This window comes from Streptomyces sp. NPDC058457, assembly GCF_042720695.1.
Classification (GTDB): Bacteria; Actinomycetota; Actinomycetes; order Streptomycetales; family Streptomycetaceae; genus Streptomyces.
Map to the genome: position 1 here is coordinate 281,317 of NZ_JBHXLU010000002.1, position 17,984 is coordinate 299,300.

The window sequence follows — 17,984 nt, forward strand, 5'->3', positions numbered from 1 at the left end:
CGGCACTCGGACTGCCCTGCAACGGGAGGGAGTTGAGGGGCGCCGGAGCCGTGACGGGGGGAAGTTTGTTGAGTGGGAGAAACGGCGGCCATGCAGCGGGGTTCGAGCATGAGCTGATAGAGCAGATGTGCGCGGTGTCGGGACTCGATGCACCGGGAGGGCGCGATCTCTTGATCGACATGCTGGCGGGCCGGTTACCCGAGTTGGCCAACGTCCGGCGACACAGCCGGAAGCGGCACGACATACTGGAGATCTTCCAAGCCTGTTGGCGGAAGCCCTCCGGACTTTCCGTACTGGTGGACACCCTCCAGGAGTACGACCCCGGCTCGATTCCGGTACTGAGGATCGTCGAGCTCGTCTCCGCCTCGCCCGTTCTCGCGGTCCTGCCCGAAGCCGAACTCCGCAGGGCTCGCTCGCTGTTGAGCCGCTTACCGCATCCCGACGCGCAGGGCCTGCTGTACGCGGCGGCCGGTGACCTGCCGCTCCCGGCCCACCCGGTCTCCACCCTCCAGGAGGCCTTCGACTTCCTGGCCGACGCCAACGCCCGCCCCGACGGCCTGCTTCCCGTGCTGGTCCTGGTGGAGCACGCGATCGCGGCGGGCGCGGCGTCCGGCGCCGACCGGCAGGTCGTCGACGGCCTGCGCGGCTGGAACGACGCTCAGGGCACCCGACTTGACCTGGTGGAACCTCTCGAAACCCTCCGCTCGCAGATCACTCGGGGGGCGGCGGAACCGGCTCCCGCCTGTCTCGTTGTCCAGTTGAGCAAGCACGGGATGAGCCCGGACGAGTATCTGCTGTCCCACTGGCGGCAGCGGCGTCCGGGCTCGTGGCGGCCGGAGCGGGGAGAGGACCAGATCGTGGCCTTGGGTGAAGTCGAGGCCGCGGTCGAGCAGTTGGTCGAGAGCGTCGAGGAGGACTGGGGCGAGCGCCCCGGCCGGCCGGTACTCGAGTTCGTGCTGCCGCTGCAGCTGCTGAACCATCCCGTGGAGTGGCTGCCGATGGCCTCGCACTCGTCCTCCGCCACCGCGCTGTGCCTGGACTTCCCGGTGGCGCTGCGCAGCCTGGAGCGGATGCGGGCCAGGCGCTACCACCGGCGCTGGCGCAACCGCTGGCAGCAGATGACGGCCGGCCCCCGGATCCTCTGCCACTGGGACACCACGGGCGAGCGCGGCCACGACCCGGTGCGGTGGAACAGCACCCTCGCCGCCGACGAGCGGCTGGTGTCGGTCGCGCTCAACGCGCCTCCGCTGACCGGACCCGAGGGCCGCCAGGCCACGCTCGAAGCCGCGCTGCGGGCCGGCGTGCCGCTGGCCGTCTGGGACCGCCGGCCCACGCCCCCGGGCGACTTCAGGAAACGGGTCGACAAGCTGCTGAAGGGAACGGCCGCCGAACTGCCGGAGCGTGTCCGGCAGTTGCGGACCGAAGCGGCCACCGCTGCCGCGCCGCAACGCGATGCGCACTCGGGACGTCACCTCGCGGTGCTCCTCGACAACCCGAACCGGATGGTGGACTGGTCCGAATACCCGGCGTCGGATCCCGGGAGCGTGCGCGGCGGACACAACGACGAGGGGACCTCATGACCCGCGCCCAGCACCCGGTGGACCACAGCCGCAACGGCGGTCCCGTCAGCCGAAGTTGGTGGATCTACCGCGGCACCGGTCAGCCGCTGCCCGACATCCGCCTCGCCGACGTCCTGCCCCCGCCGCCCGGCTGGCGGGCCTTCGACGGCGGCCCGGTGCTGCCGCCCGTACCGGCCGAGAACGCCGAGACCGACCGCCGCCTCGGCAGCGTGGGCCGCACCACCTCCCGGCAGGACCCGCACGACATCGACATGATCAACACGGCTCTGCTGCTGCGCAGGCCGCTCCTTGTGACCGGCCGGCCCGGCATCGGGAAGTCCACGCTGGCCTATCTGGTCGCGCGCGAACTGGGCCTGGGCCGGGTGCTGCACTGGGGGATCACCTCGCGCAGCACCCTGCGCTCCGGACTGTACGAGTACGACGCCATCGGCCGCGCCCAGGCGTCCCTCGGGCGGGGCCCGGCCGCCCCGTCCGGCGACGGCACCCCGCAGACGGCACCGGAGGCCGGCACCGGGGCACGGATCGGGGACTTCGTGCGGCTCGGCCCGCTGGGCACCGCCCTGCTCCCGTACGAGCTGCCCCGCGTCCTGCTCATCGACGAGCTGGACAAGAGCGACATCGACCTGCCCAGCGACCTCCTGCACGTGCTGGAGAACGGCTCGTACGACATCCCGGAACTGGTCCGCGCCCGCCATCACGAGAGCGAGGCGCGGGTGTTCACCGACGACCCGGACACCACGGTCACGGTGACGGACGGCCGGGTCCGGTGCCGGGCCTTCCCGTTCGTCGTCATCACCAGCAACGGCGAACGGCAGTTCCCGCCGGCCTTTCTGCGCCGCTGCGTCCGGCTGGACGTCTCCCCGCCCCGCGAGGACCAGCTGGCCGCCATGATCGCCGCGCACTTCCGGGACCAGGCGGGCCGGCACGACGAGATGATCCGGGCGTTCGTGGAACGCAGCCGGCAGAACGGCGGGCTGGCGACCGACCAGCTGCTCAACGCGGTGTTCCTGCGGACGGCCGGGGTCCGGGAGGACGACGAGTCCTGGGGCGAGCTGCTGGAGGCGCTCTGGCGCGAGTTGTCGGGGGCGCCCTGATGGGTGAGGACTCGCGTGCCTATCCGGAGGCCTTCGAAGTGGCGGAGGGCCTCTGGCTGCACGCATACCAGACGCTGGCGGCACGGCTGCCGGCGTCGGACCGCCCGCCGCAGCCCCGGCCGACCGCGCTGTCGGAGCTCTCCGGCCTGCCCGAACCCCTCGGCGGGCCGCCGGCGTCCGGCGGGACGGGCGGCAGTACGACGGGCGGCACGGGCGGCAGCACGAGGGGCGGGACGGGCGGTCCCGCCGGTGGTGCGGCGAACGGCTCCGCCGGTGGTGCGGCGAACGGCTCCGCCGGTGGTGCGGCGAACGGTGCCGTCGGCGGTACGACGGCGGGGGCCGGTGACGGCACGACGGGCGAGGGCGACGACGGTGCGGTGCGGGAGCCGTCCGGTGACATGGCCGAGGTGCTGATCCTGCCGTTGTTTCCCGCCGGGCCGGAGGGTCCCGGGCCCGGGACCGCGCGGGAGCGGGCGAACCGGCGGGTCCGGACCGGGGCGGCCGGGGTGGCCGAGGCGGCCGAACCGGTCGAGGCGGTGCCGGATCTGCGGGACGCGGCGGGGATCACCCGTGCGCTGCGCGTGCTGAAGCAGCTGGTGCCCTCGGCGTTCGAGGTCGAACTGGACGAGGAGACCACCGCCGAACGCGCCGCCGAGGACGGCCTGTGGGTGCCCTACACCCGGTCGGCGGACGAGCGCCGCTTCGATCTGGTGCTGGTGGTGGACGACCACGCGACCATGGTCATCTGGGAGCAGACGGTCGCCGAGTTCACCGCCGTGGCGGAGCGGCTCGGCGCCTTCCGGGACGTACGGGTGCGCCGGCTCGGCCTGCGGGAGACCCCGCGGGGGCCGGAAGCGGTGCTGTGCGGGCCGTACCCGGAGCACGACGTCCTCGGTGTCCCCGGCGAGCTGGTGGACCGTACCGGCCGCCGGATCGTCCTGGTCCTGACCGACGGCCTGGGACCGCTGTGGGGGACCGCGGCCGGCCGGCAGGCGCTGGAGCTGTGGTCGGCGGCCGGACCGGTGGCGGTGGTGCATCTGCTGTCCCAGCGGGACTGGCACCGCACCGCGCTGGTGCCCCGGCAGGCGCGGCTGCGCAGCCCCCGCGCGGGAGCCCGCACCACCGAACTGGCCGTGGACTTCCCGGCCGAGTGGCGCGACCCGTTCGACCCGCCGCCCGCAGCCTGGAGCGCGGCGGTCCCGGTCCTGGAGCTGGACGCCCGGTGGCTGGGCCGCTGGGCCGTGCTGGTGGCCGGTGCGGAGCCCGGCTGGGTCGAGGCCCCCGTGCTGTTGGTGGGCGCCCCGGATACGCCCGAGGAGGACGTCGACGAGCCTCCGGTCGTCATTCCGGCGCCCTCGGTGCAGGAGCGCATCCGGCGCTTCCGCAGCCATGCCACCCCCACCGCCTTCCGGCTGGCCACTCATCTGGCCGCCGCGATCCTGGAGCCCCGCCTGGTGCGGGACGTACAGCGCAGACTGGTGCCCGAGGCACAGCCCGCCCATCTGGCCGAGCTCTTTCTGAGCGGCCTGCTGGAGCAGCCGGCGCCGGCCGCGGCGCGGAGCGCCGCCGCCCCCGTGCCGCTGGAGTTCGTCGACGGCGCGCGCGAGGCGCTGCTGGCGGGCGCGATGCGCGCGGACACGGCCCGGGTCGTGAGCTCGGTGTCCGAGTTCTACGGCGACCGGTTCGCGGCGGCCCGCGGGCTGCACGGCGCACTGCTCGCCCCGGAGGAGGAGCCGGTTCCACAAGTGACGGCGGAGAGCCTGCCGTTCGTGCGTGTCGAGCTGGCCGTGCTGCGCGCCCTGTCGGGGCCCTACCTGCTGCGCGCCCGCCGGGTCAGCGCGGCTCTGGAAGGGGCCCCTTCGGGTGCGTCGATCAATGAGAATTCGCGGCAAATGAGCCACGATACCCGTAATAAACATGTTCTAAATTCAGATTTGGGCGGCCCGGACATGACCGACATCACTGCCAGTGAGCACCAGCATGCAGCGGAAGGATCCGCGAGCGGGACTCCAGTGCGGGAGATTCCCGTTCCGAGCGCCGACGGGCAGCCGGGCGCCGACCTCTCGTCATCCGGCAGGACGGTCCCGGGGCCGGCCGCACCGCAGTCACAGCAGACCCCGCAGCGCACCTCCGTACCGGTGGTCTGGGGCAACGTGCCACCGAACAATCCCAATTTCACCGGGCGGGAGGAGCTGCTCGCACAGGTGCGGCAGCAGCTGTTGACGGGCGACACCTCGGCCGTGCTGCCCCACACCCTGCACGGCATGGGCGGTGTCGGGAAATCCCAGATCGCCATCGAATACGTCTACCGGCATGCCTCCGAATACGACGTGATCTGGTGGATCCCGTCCGAACAGCCCACGATGATCCTGACCGCGCTCACCGAACTCGCCCACCGGATCGGCCTGAACGTGGGCACGGAGGCCAACCGGGCGGTCCCGGCGGTGCGCGAGGCCCTGCGCCGGGGCGAGCCCTACGACCGTTGGCTCCTGGTGTTCGACAACGCCGAGAACGTCGAGGCCGTACGCCCCTACTTCCCGACCGGCGGCACCGGCAAGATCCTCATCACCTCCCGGAACCAGGAGTGGGACCGGGTGGCCAGGACGCTCTCCGTGGACGTCTTCACGCGCGAGGAGAGCAAGACGCTGCTGCGCCGCCGGGCCCGCGACCTGAGCGACACCGACGCCGACCTGCTCGCCCAGGAGCTGGGCGACCTGCCCCTCGCCATCGAGCAGGCCGCGGCCTGGCAGGCCGTCACCGGCATGGCCGTGGACGAGTACCTGGGACTGATCCGGGAGAAGATCGCCGAGCTGATGCTCGAACTCGTCCCGTCGCCGGACTACCCCATGTCGGTGGCCGCCGCCTGGGACGTCTCGCTGCGCCAGCTCGAACAGCGCAACCCCGCGGCGCTCCAGCTCCTCCAGGTCTGCTCCTTCTTCGCGCCCGAGCCGATCTCCCGCTCCCTCTTCAACAACTCACGCAGCACCATCGCCCCCGAGCTGGACGAGGCCCTGCGCCACCCGATCAGGCTCGGCCGGGCCATCCGGGAGATCAACGTCTACGCCCTGGCCCGCATCGAGCACCGCCACGACACCATCCAGCTGCACCGCCTGGTCCAGGCGGTCCTGGTCAACCGCATGTCCCCGCAGCAGCAGGCGGACATGCGGCACGGCGCACACCTGCTGCTCGCCGACGCCAACCCCAACAGCCCCGGCTCACGCGAGCTGTGGCCGCGCTACCAGCAGCTGCTGCCGCACATCGTGGTGTCACGGGCCGTGGAGTGCGACTCGCCGTGGGTGCGCGGCCTGATCCGGGACGTGGTGGAGTTCCTCTCCATCTGGGGTGACTTCGACGGCGCGGTCTCCCTGGCGCGTGAGGCGATGCAGGTGTGGACCGGGAAGTTCGGCGCCGAGGACCAGCAGACGCTGGAGATGGCGAAGTGGCTGGCCTTCCTGCTGCGCAGGGTCGGCGAGTACGAGGAAGCAGCCGCCATGATGCAGCGCACCGCGGACACGTACGTCCGGGTCGCGGGCGAGGACGACGAGGGCACCCTGGACGCCCTCATCCAGCTGACCAGCGGACTGCGGCTGAGGGCCGAGATGGCCCAGGGCCTGGACATCAACCGGTCGGTCTACGAACGCTCTCTGCGGGCCTTCGGCGAGGACGACCCGGCCACCCTCCGCGCGGCGCACAGCCTGGGCATCGGCCTGCGGCTGATGGGCCTGTACGAGGAGGCCCGCGAACGCGACGCGGAGACGGCCCGGCTGCGCGGCCTCACCCTCGGCGAGAACCACCTCGACACCCTGAACACCCTCAGCGGCCTGTCCCTCGACATGCGCGAGGTCGGCGACTACCTGGGAGCGCTGGCCCACCAGGAGGACATCTACGCCCGGTACATCGCCAACTACGGCGAGGACAACCCGGCCAGCATCACCTGCGCCCGGGTGCTCGCGGTGTGCCGTCGGCGCGCCGGCGACCACGAAGGGGCGCTGCAGCTCGCCGAACTGGGGCTGTCGAGGGTCCAGAGCCGGTACGGGGCCAACCACCCGGACGCCATCGCCTTCGCGGCCAACCTGGTCGTCGACCTCAGGCAGGACGGTCAGCTGGCACGGTCCCGGGAGGTGGGCGAGGCGACCGTCGAGCGCTACGCCGCCCAACTGGGCCCCGCTCACCCCTACACCCTGTCGGCCCGTACGAACGTGGCCATCACGCTGCGCCATCTGGGCGAGCTCGATGCCGCCGGGGAACACCTCGACATGGCGCTTCGGGGCATGCGCGAGTCACTGGGTGACGAGAACATCCTCACCGTGACCACGGCTCTCGGCATGGCCAACCACCACAGCGCACTGGGGCGCCACACGGAGGCCCTGGAACTGGACCGGCAGAGCCTGGAGATCCTCACGCGCGACCTCGGCCCGGACCACCCGACCACCCTGGCCTGCGCCAACAACGTGGCTCTGGACCTGCGCGCGCTGGACCGCGTGGACGAGGCCACGGTGCTGCACACCGACACCCTGACCCGGTTCCGCCGGACGCTGGGCGAGAGCCACCCGGCGACCACCGCCGCCGCCAGCAGCCAGCGGGCCGAGGCGGACATCGCCCCGGTGCCGTTCTAGCCAGGGGCCGCCGGCCGGGCTCCTGTGCCCGGCCGGCTCGACCCGCCACGACGCCACGACCGGAGGCGCCGCGGCCGGAGGCGCTACGGCTGTGGCGTCGGCTCGGCGTCCACGGCGGGGGCCTGGCCGGAGCCCGGGGGCCGCCCGTCACCGGGGTCGGCGTCGGCACGTCCGGGCGGCGCTGCGCCGGCCGGACGGTACAGCGGGCCGATCAGCGGCCCGGTGGCCGCCGTCGTGAAGAGCGCCATCACGACCAGCAGCGCATACAGCCGGGGGCCGATCACTCCGGCCTGCAACCCCACGTTGAGCACGATGAGTTCGGTGAGCCCCCGGGTGTTGAGCAGCACACCGATCAGCAGCGAGTCACGCCAGGGCAGCCGGGCACCGCCCCGGGCCGACAGGGCGCCGGCGGCCACCTTGCCCACCACCGCGGCGGCGCATATCACCAGCAGGAGCACCAGGTCGGAGGCGTGCAGTCCGTTGAGCTGGACCGACATACCGGAGATCGTGAAGAACACCGGCAGCAGCAGGCCGCCGGTCTCCTGGAGCGGGCGCAGCACCTGGCTGTCCGGGGCGCCGTCGGGCTGGCGGGGCATGATGATCCCGGCCAGCAGCGCACCGAAGATCACATGCAGTCCGAGCGCGCTGGTGGCCCAGGCCGAGGCCAGCGCCAGCGCGGCGGCGACGGGGACATGATTGGTCATCAGGGCGCCGGGCCGGTGCATCCACCACTTCAGCGCCGGCCGCACCACGACGAACATCACCAGCACGTACCCCGCCAGCAGCGCCACCTTGAGGGTCCAGGCCCGCAGCGAGCCGTCCGCGCCGCCGAGCAGGGCGACGGCCAGCACCGGCCAGCTCAGCGCGTCGATGACACCGGCGGCGGCCATCGCGATCGTGGCGGGGCGGGTGCCGGCCAGTCCCTGGTCCCGGATGATGCTCGCCAGCACGGGAACCGCCGTGATGGACAGGGCGACCGCCATATAGAGGGTGAATGTCGCGTCGATCGGATGCCCGCCGTTCGCGGAGCGGAAACCTCCGGAATACAGCAGAACGATGCCGGCTCCGATAAGCATGGGAATCGCGAACCCGCTCAGCGAGACGGCGGTGACCGCGCCGCGATTACGCAGCTGACCGAGGTCGAGTTCATAACCGACCGCGAACAGGAAGAGCACCAGCGCGACTTGCGCCAGGGAAGTGAGGATTGGCTTGATCTGGTCCGGGAAGAAGGTTTCGTACACCCCTCCGGGAGCCAGGCCCAGCAGGCTGGGACCGAGGGCGATACCGGCGAATAACTGTCCGATGACGGAAGGCTGGCGTAGCCTGCGGGCGGCCGCTCCCAGGGCCGTGGAGGCTGTGATCACCAGCGCGAGAGCTGCGACGACATGAGTGACAGTGGAGTCGATGCTCACCGGCATCCCCCTTCGGCAAGTGCCGCACCCTGTGGCGTTGTTCTCACACAGTGTAGCCGGTGACGGGGCAACTGACCTATTGTTGCGTGCGCTTGGAATATGCCGTTCTGGGGCGGGGGGTCGACGGTGACGACGGTCTTATTCGTACACGGTACCGGCGTGCGCGAGCCGGGATTCAGCGGAACTGTGGAAGTCGTACGGGAAGGATTGCGGCCGTTACGGCCCGAAGTCCGCATGTCTTCCTGCTATTGGGGAGGAACTGCCGGATCGGTACTGCATTCGAACGGTATTTCCGTGCCGGGGTACGGGACCGGGCGTGAAGTACCGCATGCGGGCGCCCCCGGTGCGCCGGGGGAGGCACTCGACGAGGACGTCGAATTCTGGGGACTTCTTTATCTGGACCCGCTGCTCGAACTGCGCCTGCTCACCGCGGAGACCACCGGGAGAACCGAGTCGGCACCCGGCGCCCGGCCGCCGGGCGAGGCCCTCTCCGCGGCGGCCCCGGCGCTCACCGCGGACGACCGGCTGCGCGGGCTGCTGGACGCGGCGGGCATCGCCGAGGACTTCGCCGCCGCCGTGGCCGCCGTACTGACCACCGACGACTGCCGCCGCTTCCTCCGCGCCCCCGTCGAGGGCGCCGGAACGGCCGAACTGGCCCGGGCCTTCGTGGCCGAGGCGGTCCGCCGCCGGACCGGGCGGCAGGGACCGGCGGCGGCCTTCGACGGCACCGCCCGCGACGAGGCGGTCGCCCGGATCGCCACCTTGCTCCCCGGCCCCTCCGGCACCGGGGACGAGCCCGGCACCCACCGCGGCCCGGTGACCCGGCGGATCAAGCGGCTGACCGGGCGGCTGGCCCTCGGCCTGGCCTCCGCGCAGGCGGTCAGACGGCGGTCGGCGCTCACCGACGCGGCCCATCCGGCCGCCGGGGACGTGCTGCTCTACCTGGCCCGCGGCGGCCCGATCCGCGAGGCCGTCGCGGCGGCCGTACAGAAGGCGGAGCCACCGGTCGTGCTGCTCGCCCACAGCCTCGGCGGCATAGCCGCGCTGGACCTGCTGGTGCTGCGGCCGCTGCCGCAGGTCGCGCTGCTGGTGACCGTCGGCTCGCAGGCCCCGTTCCTGTACGAACTGGGGGCCCTGCCCAGCCTGGAGCCCGGCAGCCCGCTGCCCGCCCACGTACCGCGCTGGCTGAACGTCTACGACCGGCGCGACCTGCTCAGCTACCTCGGCGCCGGCGTCTTCCCCGGCCGGGTCGAGGACATCGCCCTCGACAGCCGCCAGCCCTTCCCGCTCTCCCACAGCGCCTACTGGAGCAACCCGGAGCTGTACCGCGTGCTGGCCGAGGAACTGCCGTGACCGCCGCCCGTCCGGACCGGACCCACGCCGTCGTCGTCGGCGTGGAACGCTATGCCGTCGGCCCGTCCTGGGACCTGCCGGGCCCGGCCGCCGACGCCCGCCGCTTCACCGCCTGGCTGCGCGGCCGTGGCGTGCCCGCGGCCCACATCTCCCTGCTGCTGGACGCCCTGCCCGGGACGGGCGGACCCGAGACGGACGTGACCGCCGGTCCCGCCGGGCGGGAGGCCGTGCAGGAGGTGCTGACGCGTCGGCTGCCCGCGCTGGAGGGCGATCTGCTGTTCGTCGTCTGGGGCGGCCACGGGGTCACCGACCCGCAGGGACACCGCAGGCTCTTCTACGCCGACGCCACGGCCGACGACAAACGCAACCTCGACCTGGACGCCTGGCTGACCACCCTCACCACCGACGCGCTGCCCGGCTTCCGGCGCCAGATCTGGCTGGTGGACTCCTGCCAGACCTTCGTCGAGGACCTGGGCTTCGTCCGCTCACTGCCGGGCGAACTCCCGTCCCGCGGCGACCGGTTGCCGGGCCGGGAGCAGTTCGTGCTGCTGGCCTCGGGGCCGGGGCAGCGAGCGGCCAACGACCCCGTGCTGCGGACCGGGGCGTTCTCCCGTGCCGTGCTGGCCACACTGGAGGCCGCGGGCGACGAGAACTGGCCACCGGACATGGGTGCGGTGGCGAGCACCGTGATCGGACGGTTCACCGAGGGGGGACAGCGGCCCACCTCGCTCTGGTACCGGTCCGGGGCCGGCGACGTACGGCACTACGACTTCCCCGCCACGCGGCGCCGGGCGGAACCGGTGCCGGACGCGGCACTGTCCGAACTGATCGCACTGCTGGCCGGATGGCCCGCCCTGGCCGACCGCGACCTGCGCCAGCTTGTCATCGGCATGCTGCCCGTCGACCTGGCCGGCGCCATTCCCCGGCTGGGAGCGGCCCGGGCCGACATCATCAGCATCGTGCGTACCTGCCGCCTGCACCCGGGAGGCCTGGCCGCTCTTGTCGAGGCGCTCGGATGGCTCGAACCGGGTTCGCTGGCACAGCGCGAGCTGACGGACTGGGCGGCCCGCCGGCTGCCGCCCGGGTCGGAGGGCTGTCCGGCCTGATCACGGCCTTCCCGGCGCCTGGTCCGTGCGTCATCATGAAATCAACGGGAGACATGGCGTTCTCAGGGGGATGGCGCATGAACACGTCGACGGAATTCATGAGATCCGAACTGCCCGACCTGAGCGACACCGCCCTCTCCGACCTCCGGTCGCGGAGCCCTGACGTCTACGCGCGTGCACTGGAGCGGTTGCTGCGGCAGGTCGAACGGCCCCGGGTCAACTTCGCCGGCGAGGGCGGACCAGGACCCGGACGAGCTGACTGACGGACCCCGCGGAAGGAGACATGTGCAGCCGGACGCACGCTCCGCACCCGCCCGGGCGGACCACCATCTCGTACCCGCGGCCTGCTTCAGCGACCTGGCCGCGGGCCGGGGCGGTCCCGAGACGGTGCGTTTCCTGCGCGTCACCGAGTACAGCAGGCGGCTTCTGCTGCTGCGGACCCTGCTCGACGCCATTGCCGCGACCCCCGGCGCGCTGGGCCCGCTGCCGCCCGTGGACACCGCGTGGGACACCCTGACGGCGGCTCAGCAGCGGGCTCCGGAGGACTTCGCGGAGCTGCTGATGCACCCCCAGATCGGCATCTGGCTGGGGCACGGCCTGCGGCGACTGAGCCGCACGGCCTGGGGCGACGGGCCGCTCTGGACCGACCTCGGTCATCTGTACGCGGTGTGCGCGGTCGCCGCGGTGCGCGCCGGGCTGCCGCTGCGCACCACCGTGCCGTTGCGGGACGGCACCGCGATGTTCCCCGCCCTCGGGCTGGCCCGCCTGCCGGACCGTCCGCGGTGGGGGACGGCGGAGGTGGTGGTCGAGGGAGGCCGGCTGCGGGTCGATCCGCAGGGCGTGTGCGTGGGCCCGTCCGGTGACCACGACGGTGACGCCCCCGGGTGGCAGGGGCTGCGCACCCTGCGGGCCGACGTGCCGGGACGGCCGATGACCCTCTGGATGGACGACATCGACCCCTACCGGGACCTGAGCGAACCGCTGCCCCCGCAGCGCCTCGGCAAGGACGAACTCGCCCGCTGGCGGGAACGGTTCGGCCGCGCGCTGGACCTGCTCGCGGTCAGTGACCCGAGCACGGCCGCCGCCATGGCCGTGGGGCTTCGCACCATCGCGGAGGTGCGCCAGGCGCCGGCCTGGACAGTCCTCAGCGCCTCCTCCGGTGACGCCTTCGGCGGCCTGCTCTCCTCGCTGCCCCCGGACCCGGTCAGTTTCGCGGTCACCCTGGTCCACGAGTTCCAGCACACCAAACTGGGCGCGCTGCTCCATCTGCTGACACTGGAGCGGGACAGCGGAACCGAACGGCACTACGCCCCCTGGCGCAACGACCCGCGCCCGCTGAGCGGCCTGCTCCAGGGCGCCTACGCCTTCCTCGGCATCACCGACTTCTGGTGGAGGTACCTGGACCACGCGCCGCCGGCCGAGCGGCCGCTGGCGGAGTTCGAGTTCGCCCTGCGCCGACGGCAGACCCAGGAGGCGATCCACACCCTGCGCGCCGACCCGGGCCTGACCGCGCACGGCCGCCGCTTCCTGCGTGGCATGGCCGCGCGGCTGCCGGCCTGGTGGTCGGACCGCCGGATCCGTCCGGACATCACCGCACTGGCCGAACTGGCGGCCACCGACCACCGCACCGGCTGGCGGGTCCGGCATCTGGCCCCCGCCCCGGACGACGTCCGCGCCCTGGCCCGGGCCTTCGCCGCCGGTGCCGCGGTGGACGCGCACGTCGCCGCGTCCACCGTCGTCCCCGATCTCGCCGCGCCCTGGTCGCAGGCCCGCAACGGACTGATCCGGCAGCGCCTCGCCGTGCCGGGCGCCGGCGACCGGTCCGCGCTGTCCGCCGGCGGCCGGCCCGTGCCGGACGCCGGCGGCTGGCCCGTGCCGTCCGCAGGCGACCGCGCCCTGGTCGCAGGGGACCCCGACGCCTCCGACGGCTACGCCCGCCTGCTGGCGGGCGACCCCGAGGACGCCGAGGCATGGACCGGCCTCGTCCTCGCGCTCGCCGCCCGCCCGCTGCTGCACCGCCCCGAACTGCCCCGCGCGGTGCACCGCGAGCTCCGCATGACCGGCACGGCCGCCGACCCGCGCGACGTCGCGCTCTGGCTGGCCGCCGGCCTGGCCGTCTGAGGACACCGCAGCCGGCTCGGCAACTGCGCTCACCGAACCATGAGTGTCGACACTGGGCCCATTTTTGGCGGCACTTCCTGAGAATATTGCTCAACTGTCGACAGTTAAACAGTGGTTGGGGCAGACTGCACCGCGATCCGGAACCGTCCACCGGCACATCCGTGACCGCGGAGGAGTCGTTCATGACAGCAGGCAGCAGTGCGTACGAGCCGTCGATGAGGGACCGGGTGCGGGCCCTGGTGGCGCTGGCGACCGCGGGGGCCGGGCAGGTGGCGCTCGCCGGTACCGCCCGGGCGGCGGACGCGGCGGACGCGGCGGACGCGGGGGACGCGGGGGACGCTGGGGACACGGGGGGCACGCTCAGCGTGGGAGCCGGGGAGACGTACGTGGTCGGGACGACGACCGCCCTCGGCGCCCTGATCCTCGCCGAGGGGGGCACCCTCGCCGCGCCCGACGGCTACAGCCTCACCCTGACCGTGGACGGTGTGGAGACCGGCTCCTTACTGACCGCCACGCTCGCCACGGACACGACGATCGCACCGGGGTCGTACACCGGCGACCTCGTGCTCACGGTCGCCGAGCAGAACCCGGCCGCCTTCGCCGGCGTCACCTTTCCCTTGCGGCAGGCCCTGTACGTGGGTGCGGACGGGGTCGTCGCCGCGAAGTCCGCCACCTCGGCCCTGGTGGGCGGGACGGTCGGCGACTCGGCGGCGCAGGGCGTGAGCATCACCTCCACCGGAGAGGCTTTCGACGGCTGCTACGTCGCGGAGGGCGCGTCGTACGCGATCTCGGACACCACGATCGGCTTCACCGGCAACGGGCGCTGCGACTTCGTCGGGGACGGATCCGCCATCGTCGGGACCGGATCGGGCACCCGGCTGGTCGTCGACGGGGTCACCGTCTCCAGCAAGGGCGTGGAGCGCAGCGGTCTCGTCGCGGCGGACGGGGCCGACGTCGTCGTCAAGAACTCGGCCATCCAGTGCCTGAACGGGGTCCTGCCCTCCGACTACGTCTTCGGCGGCGGTGCCGACATGCTGGTCGTGCCCTGGCGGCTCGGGATCTCCGGCAACGTCCGGGCCACCACCGTCATCGGCACCGGTACCAGGGCCACGTACATCAACTCGAGCATCGCGTCGGAGACCTGGGGTGCCCTCTCCACCGACTCCGTCAGCAACGCCCAGGCCACCGCGATCAACTGCGCCATCAGCAACCTCGGCGACGAGGGCTACGGCTCCTTCGCCGACGGCAACGTGACGGAACGGATCCTCGGCTGCACCATCGACGTCGGCACGTACGCCACCATCATCGGTGCCTCCGACAGCATCCTGTACTACGGCGACAGCACCCGCGAGGACGTGGCCCAGCTCAACACCGACCTCGAACTCGGGCTGAGTGACGCCGAGTTGGCCGCACTTCCGGTGCAGAGCACGGTCATCGACTCCCGGCAGTTCGGGGTGATGTGGCACGGGGCGGGCACCCTGCACATCACCGGCGGCACGGTCGTCACCACCGCTGCGACCACCTTCCTGGACAAGGCGGTACGGGCCACCATCACCGTGGACGGCTCGGCGGGCGCGGCCCTCGACCCGGGCAACGGTGTCATCCTCCAGGTGATGGAGACCGACAACCCCGGGTCGAACGACGGCGTCTACACCGAGCCCACCGAGGACCCGGTGAAGGACGACACCTGGGACGTCTCCTCGGCGCACGACACCGACACCACGGCCGCCTTCACCGACATCGCCCTCACCGGCGACTTCTACAACGCCATGCGCACCGGCCGGAACATGGTGCTGACCTTCGACGCGTCGAGCGTCGCGGGCGTCCTGTCGGCCTCCGCGTCCCGGCACGCCCTCGCCACCATCACCTCCGCCGAGTACGCGCAGCTCGGCCATGTCACCAACACCGCACAACCGGTCGTCAACAACGGGGTGGTCGTCACGCTCGCCGGCGGCTCGCGGTGGACGGCCACCGGAACGTCGTACCTCAGCCGCCTGACCCTCTCGGCGGACTCCTCCGTGACCGCGTCCGGCGGGGGTGCGGTCACGATGACGGTCGACGGGGAGCCGACCGCCATCGAGCCGGGCGGGGACTACAGCGGTGCGATCGCCGTCGGCGTGGGCTGACGGGTCACTCGCACGAGCCGGTGAAGACGTCCACCGCGTCGTCGCTGCTGCTCGCCACCACCAGGTCCGTCGTGCCGTCGGACGTCACGTCGGCGGCGGCCGCCTCGTAGGCGCCGTCCGCCGACAGCTCGGTCAGCTCGCTCAACGAGCCTCCGGCGCTGCCCGTGAAGACCTCGACCGAGTTGCCGTTGAGGGACGAGACCAGGACGTCGGGGACGTCGTCGCCGTTGACGTCGGCCGCGTTGACGGCGACCGGCAGGGCGGAGGTCGTGTGGTCGACGGGGTCCTGGAAGGTGCCGTCACCGTTCCCGGCGTAGATCTCCAGGGTGTCGGAGCCGTTGCTGACGGCGGCCAGGTCGGTGGTGCCGTCCCCGTCGAAGTCGCCCTCGGTGAGCGAGTAGAGCCGCTGCACGCTGCTGTACGCGGTGACGTCGCCGAAGGTCCCGTCGCCGTTGCCGAGGGCCACGCTCACGCCCCCGGCGGTGGCGACACTGGCGGTGGCGACGTCCAGGTTGCCGTCGCCGTCGAAGTCGGAGAGGACCAGCCCGTGCGGCCGGGTCACGGTCACCGTCTGCGAGGAGACGGTGAACGCACCTTCACCGTCGCCCAGCAGCAGGTTGACGCGCCCGGCGGACTCCTCGGCCACCGCGACGTCCAGGTCGCCGTCCCCGTCGACGTCACCGGCGACCAGCGCGCGGGCGCCCGAGCCGACCGTGTACTGCGTGGCCGTCCCGAAGGTGCCGTCGCCGTTGCCGGGCAGCACGCTCACCGTGCCGCCGTCGAAGTCGGCGGTGGCGAGGTCCGGGTTGCCGTCGGCGTCGAAGTCGGCGATGACGGTCTGGTACGGCGCGTCGCCCACGGAGTAGTCCGTGGCCGCGCCGAAGGTGCCGTCGCCGTTGCCGAGCAGCACGGAGACCGAGTCGGCGGAGTTGTCCGCGGCGACCACGTCGGCGTTCCCGTCGCCGTCGAGGTCACCGGTCACCACGTGCCGGGGGTTGTCCCCGGTGCTCGCCGAGGTGTCGGACCGGGTGAAGGAGCAGGTGGTCGCGGTCGCCGTGGCCGGCTGGCTCGCCGACGCCACCGCGGTGACGCCCGCGGCGACCGTCAGGGCACCGGCGGCTCCGAAGGCCACGATGCGCGCGGCCCGGCGGTTCCTGTGTTTGCTCATGACCGGAGGGATGTCCTTCCGTGAGACGTGGAGAAGGTGTCTGTCATGGGCACCGGAACCTACGGGTACCTCCTGTGATTCACGTGTTACGGGACCGTGGTTTCGCCGGGTCGGCCACCGGCGCGGTGACGCTGCCCAGCAGCCGCAGCGCCGCGTCGGAGGGGGAGCCGGGCTGCTGGGCGGCCTGGCGGGGAACCCGGAGGTGCTGATCGCGGCCCGCGTCCTGCAGGGCCTGGCCACCGCCGCGGTGACCCCGGCCGGGCTGTCGCTGCTGACCACCTCGTTCCCGGAGGGCCCGCTGCGCGAGAAGGCGCTCGGCCTCAACGGGGCGCTGATGCCGGCCGGTTTCACCACCGGCGCGATCCTCGGTGGCCTCCTGACCGACCTGCTCTCCTGGCGCTGGGCGTTCTTCGTCAACGTGCCCGTCGCCCTCGCCGTACTGCTCGTCGCCCCGGCGGTGGTCGCGGAGTCCCGGCCCGACGGGCGCCCGAGGCTCGACGTGCCCGGCGCCCTCAGCGTCACGCTCGGTCTGCTGGCCGTCGTCCTCGGCCTCACCCAGGCGGGCGAGCACGGCTGGGGTGCGCCGTCCGCGCTGCTGCCGACGGCGGCGGGGGTGCTGCTGCTGATCGTGTTCCGGGCGGTGGAGCGCCGGGTGGCCGAGCCGCTGGTGCCGCTCGGTGTGCTCGGCCGCCCCTCGGTGGCCTGGGGCAACGCCGCCGGTCTGATCGCGTTCCTCACCGAGACGTCCCTGGTCTTCCTGCTGACCCTCTACCTCCAGGAGGTGCTCGGTTTCTCCCCGCTGGCCGCGGGACTGTCCTTCGGCGTGCTGGGCGCCGGAACCGTCGTCGGCGGTTCGGCCGCCCCGAGGGTCATCGGCCGTCTCGGCAGCGGGCGGACGCTGATCGGCGGGGGCATCCTGCAGGCCGGGTGCACGGCAGCCCTGCTCGGCCTCGGCGACACCCGCTCCTCGCTGGGGCTGCTGCTCGTCGCCACGTTCGCCGGCGGGGGCGGCAACATGCTGGTGATCGTCGGTTTCATGGTCACCGCCACCTCGGGGCTGGCCGACCGCGAACAGGGCCTGGCCACCGGGCTCGCGACCATGACCCAGCAGATCGGCATCGCCATGGGCACCCCGGTCATGAGCGCGATCGCCACCGCGGCGACGACCGGCACCGGTGCCGCGGCCGTCCTCGGCGGCCTCAGGGCGGCGATCGCGGTGAACGCCGCCCTCGTCCTCCTCTCCACCCTCACCGGCGCCCTGTTCCTGCGCGGGCCACGGCCGGACGCCCGCTGAGCAGGCCGCCCGCCAACTTTGCTGCCCCGCACCAGGCTTGGACCAGCCATGTGCGGGGCAGAGCCCTCCTACCGGACAGCAGGCACCGGTCAGGGCTCGGCAAGAGGAGGGCGT

Annotated in this window: 10 protein-coding genes and 1 pseudogene; 9 read left to right on the forward strand and 2 right to left on the reverse strand. The window is 72.8% G+C overall.

The window, feature by feature from the left end; all coding sequences use genetic code 11:
* The first annotated feature begins 125 nt into the window (after positions 1-125).
* The 3 genes from ACFWPS_RS03145 to fxsT are packed head-to-tail and all read left to right on the forward strand — an operon-like array spanning position 126 to position 7,290.
* Positions 126-1,580 carry a hypothetical protein gene (locus ACFWPS_RS03145; protein ID WP_383700434.1) on the forward strand — a complete coding sequence of 485 codons (1,455 nt, stop codon included), beginning with the start codon at positions 126-128 and terminating at the stop codon, positions 1,578-1,580.
* Complete coding sequence (locus ACFWPS_RS03150) at positions 1,577-2,674, forward strand: AAA family ATPase (protein WP_383700268.1); 1,098 nt, start codon at positions 1,577-1,579, stop codon at positions 2,672-2,674. The genes ACFWPS_RS03145 and ACFWPS_RS03150 overlap by 4 nt, the downstream gene beginning before the upstream one ends.
* A complete protein-coding gene (gene fxsT / locus ACFWPS_RS03155; protein WP_383700270.1) occupies positions 2,674-7,290 on the forward strand; it encodes an FxSxx-COOH system tetratricopeptide repeat protein in 4,617 nt (1,538 codons plus the stop codon). The genes ACFWPS_RS03150 and fxsT overlap by 1 nt, the downstream gene beginning before the upstream one ends.
* 83 nt (positions 7,291-7,373) lie before the next feature.
* Here fxsT and ACFWPS_RS03160 read toward each other — a convergent pair whose 3' ends face one another.
* Positions 7,374-8,702, reverse strand: coding sequence for a cation:proton antiporter (locus ACFWPS_RS03160; RefSeq protein WP_383700273.1), 1,329 nt, complete (start codon positions 8,700-8,702; stop codon positions 7,374-7,376).
* 294 nt (positions 8,703-8,996) lie between these two features.
* On the opposite strand from ACFWPS_RS03160, the gene ACFWPS_RS03165 reads away from it, so the two are divergent.
* The 5 genes from ACFWPS_RS03165 to ACFWPS_RS03185 all read left to right on the forward strand — a co-directional run bounded on the left by ACFWPS_RS03165 (position 8,997) and on the right by ACFWPS_RS03185 (position 15,408).
* Entirely contained in the window at positions 8,997-10,055 is a 1,059-nt protein-coding gene (locus ACFWPS_RS03165) for a hypothetical protein (protein ID WP_383700275.1), read from the forward strand.
* Positions 10,052-11,161: a caspase family protein gene (locus ACFWPS_RS03170; protein WP_383700278.1), complete on the forward strand. Its 1,110-nt coding sequence runs from the start codon at positions 10,052-10,054 to the stop codon at positions 11,159-11,161. Before ACFWPS_RS03165 ends, ACFWPS_RS03170 begins: the two co-directional genes overlap by 4 nt.
* 77 nt (positions 11,162-11,238) lie before the next feature.
* Positions 11,239-11,424: a hypothetical protein gene (locus ACFWPS_RS03175; RefSeq protein ID WP_383700281.1), complete on the forward strand. Its 186-nt coding sequence runs from the start codon at positions 11,239-11,241 to the stop codon at positions 11,422-11,424.
* 22 nt (positions 11,425-11,446) lie between these two features.
* The gene (locus ACFWPS_RS03180) at positions 11,447-13,282 is read left to right on the forward strand and encodes an aKG-HExxH-type peptide beta-hydroxylase (protein WP_383700285.1); all 1,836 of its coding nucleotides are present in this window, start codon (positions 11,447-11,449) and stop codon (positions 13,280-13,282) included.
* Positions 13,283-13,464: 182 nt separating this feature from the next.
* Positions 13,465-15,408, forward strand: a complete 1,944-nt coding sequence (locus ACFWPS_RS03185) for a hypothetical protein (RefSeq protein WP_383700288.1) — start codon at positions 13,465-13,467, stop codon at positions 15,406-15,408.
* A gap of 4 nt (positions 15,409-15,412) precedes the next feature.
* On the opposite strand, the gene ACFWPS_RS03190 is transcribed toward ACFWPS_RS03185, so the two are convergent.
* Positions 15,413-16,576, reverse strand: coding sequence for an FG-GAP repeat domain-containing protein (locus tag ACFWPS_RS03190; RefSeq protein ID WP_383700291.1), 1,164 nt, complete (start codon positions 16,574-16,576; stop codon positions 15,413-15,415).
* A gap of 160 nt (positions 16,577-16,736) precedes the next feature.
* Between ACFWPS_RS03190 and ACFWPS_RS03195 the strand changes: the two are divergent.
* Positions 16,737-17,870, forward strand: a pseudogene (locus ACFWPS_RS03195) (MFS transporter); the annotation flags it as partial.
* Positions 17,871-17,984: the final 114 nt, after the last annotated feature.

Coding starts and splice junctions, on each gene's coding strand:
- ACFWPS_RS03145 (WP_383700434.1), top strand. CDS start 126: ATGTGCGCGGTGTCGGGACTCGATGCACCGGGAGGGCGCGATCTCTTG.
- ACFWPS_RS03150 (WP_383700268.1), top strand. CDS start 1,577: ATGACCCGCGCCCAGCACCCGGTGGACCACAGCCGCAACGGCGGTCCC.
- fxsT (WP_383700270.1), top strand. CDS start 2,674: ATGGGTGAGGACTCGCGTGCCTATCCGGAGGCCTTCGAAGTGGCGGAG.
- ACFWPS_RS03175 (WP_383700281.1), top strand. CDS start 11,239: ATGAACACGTCGACGGAATTCATGAGATCCGAACTGCCCGACCTGAGC.
- ACFWPS_RS03185 (WP_383700288.1), top strand. CDS start 13,465: ATGACAGCAGGCAGCAGTGCGTACGAGCCGTCGATGAGGGACCGGGTG.
- ACFWPS_RS03190 (WP_383700291.1), bottom strand. CDS start 16,576: ATGAGCAAACACAGGAACCGCCGGGCCGCGCGCATCGTGGCCTTCGGA.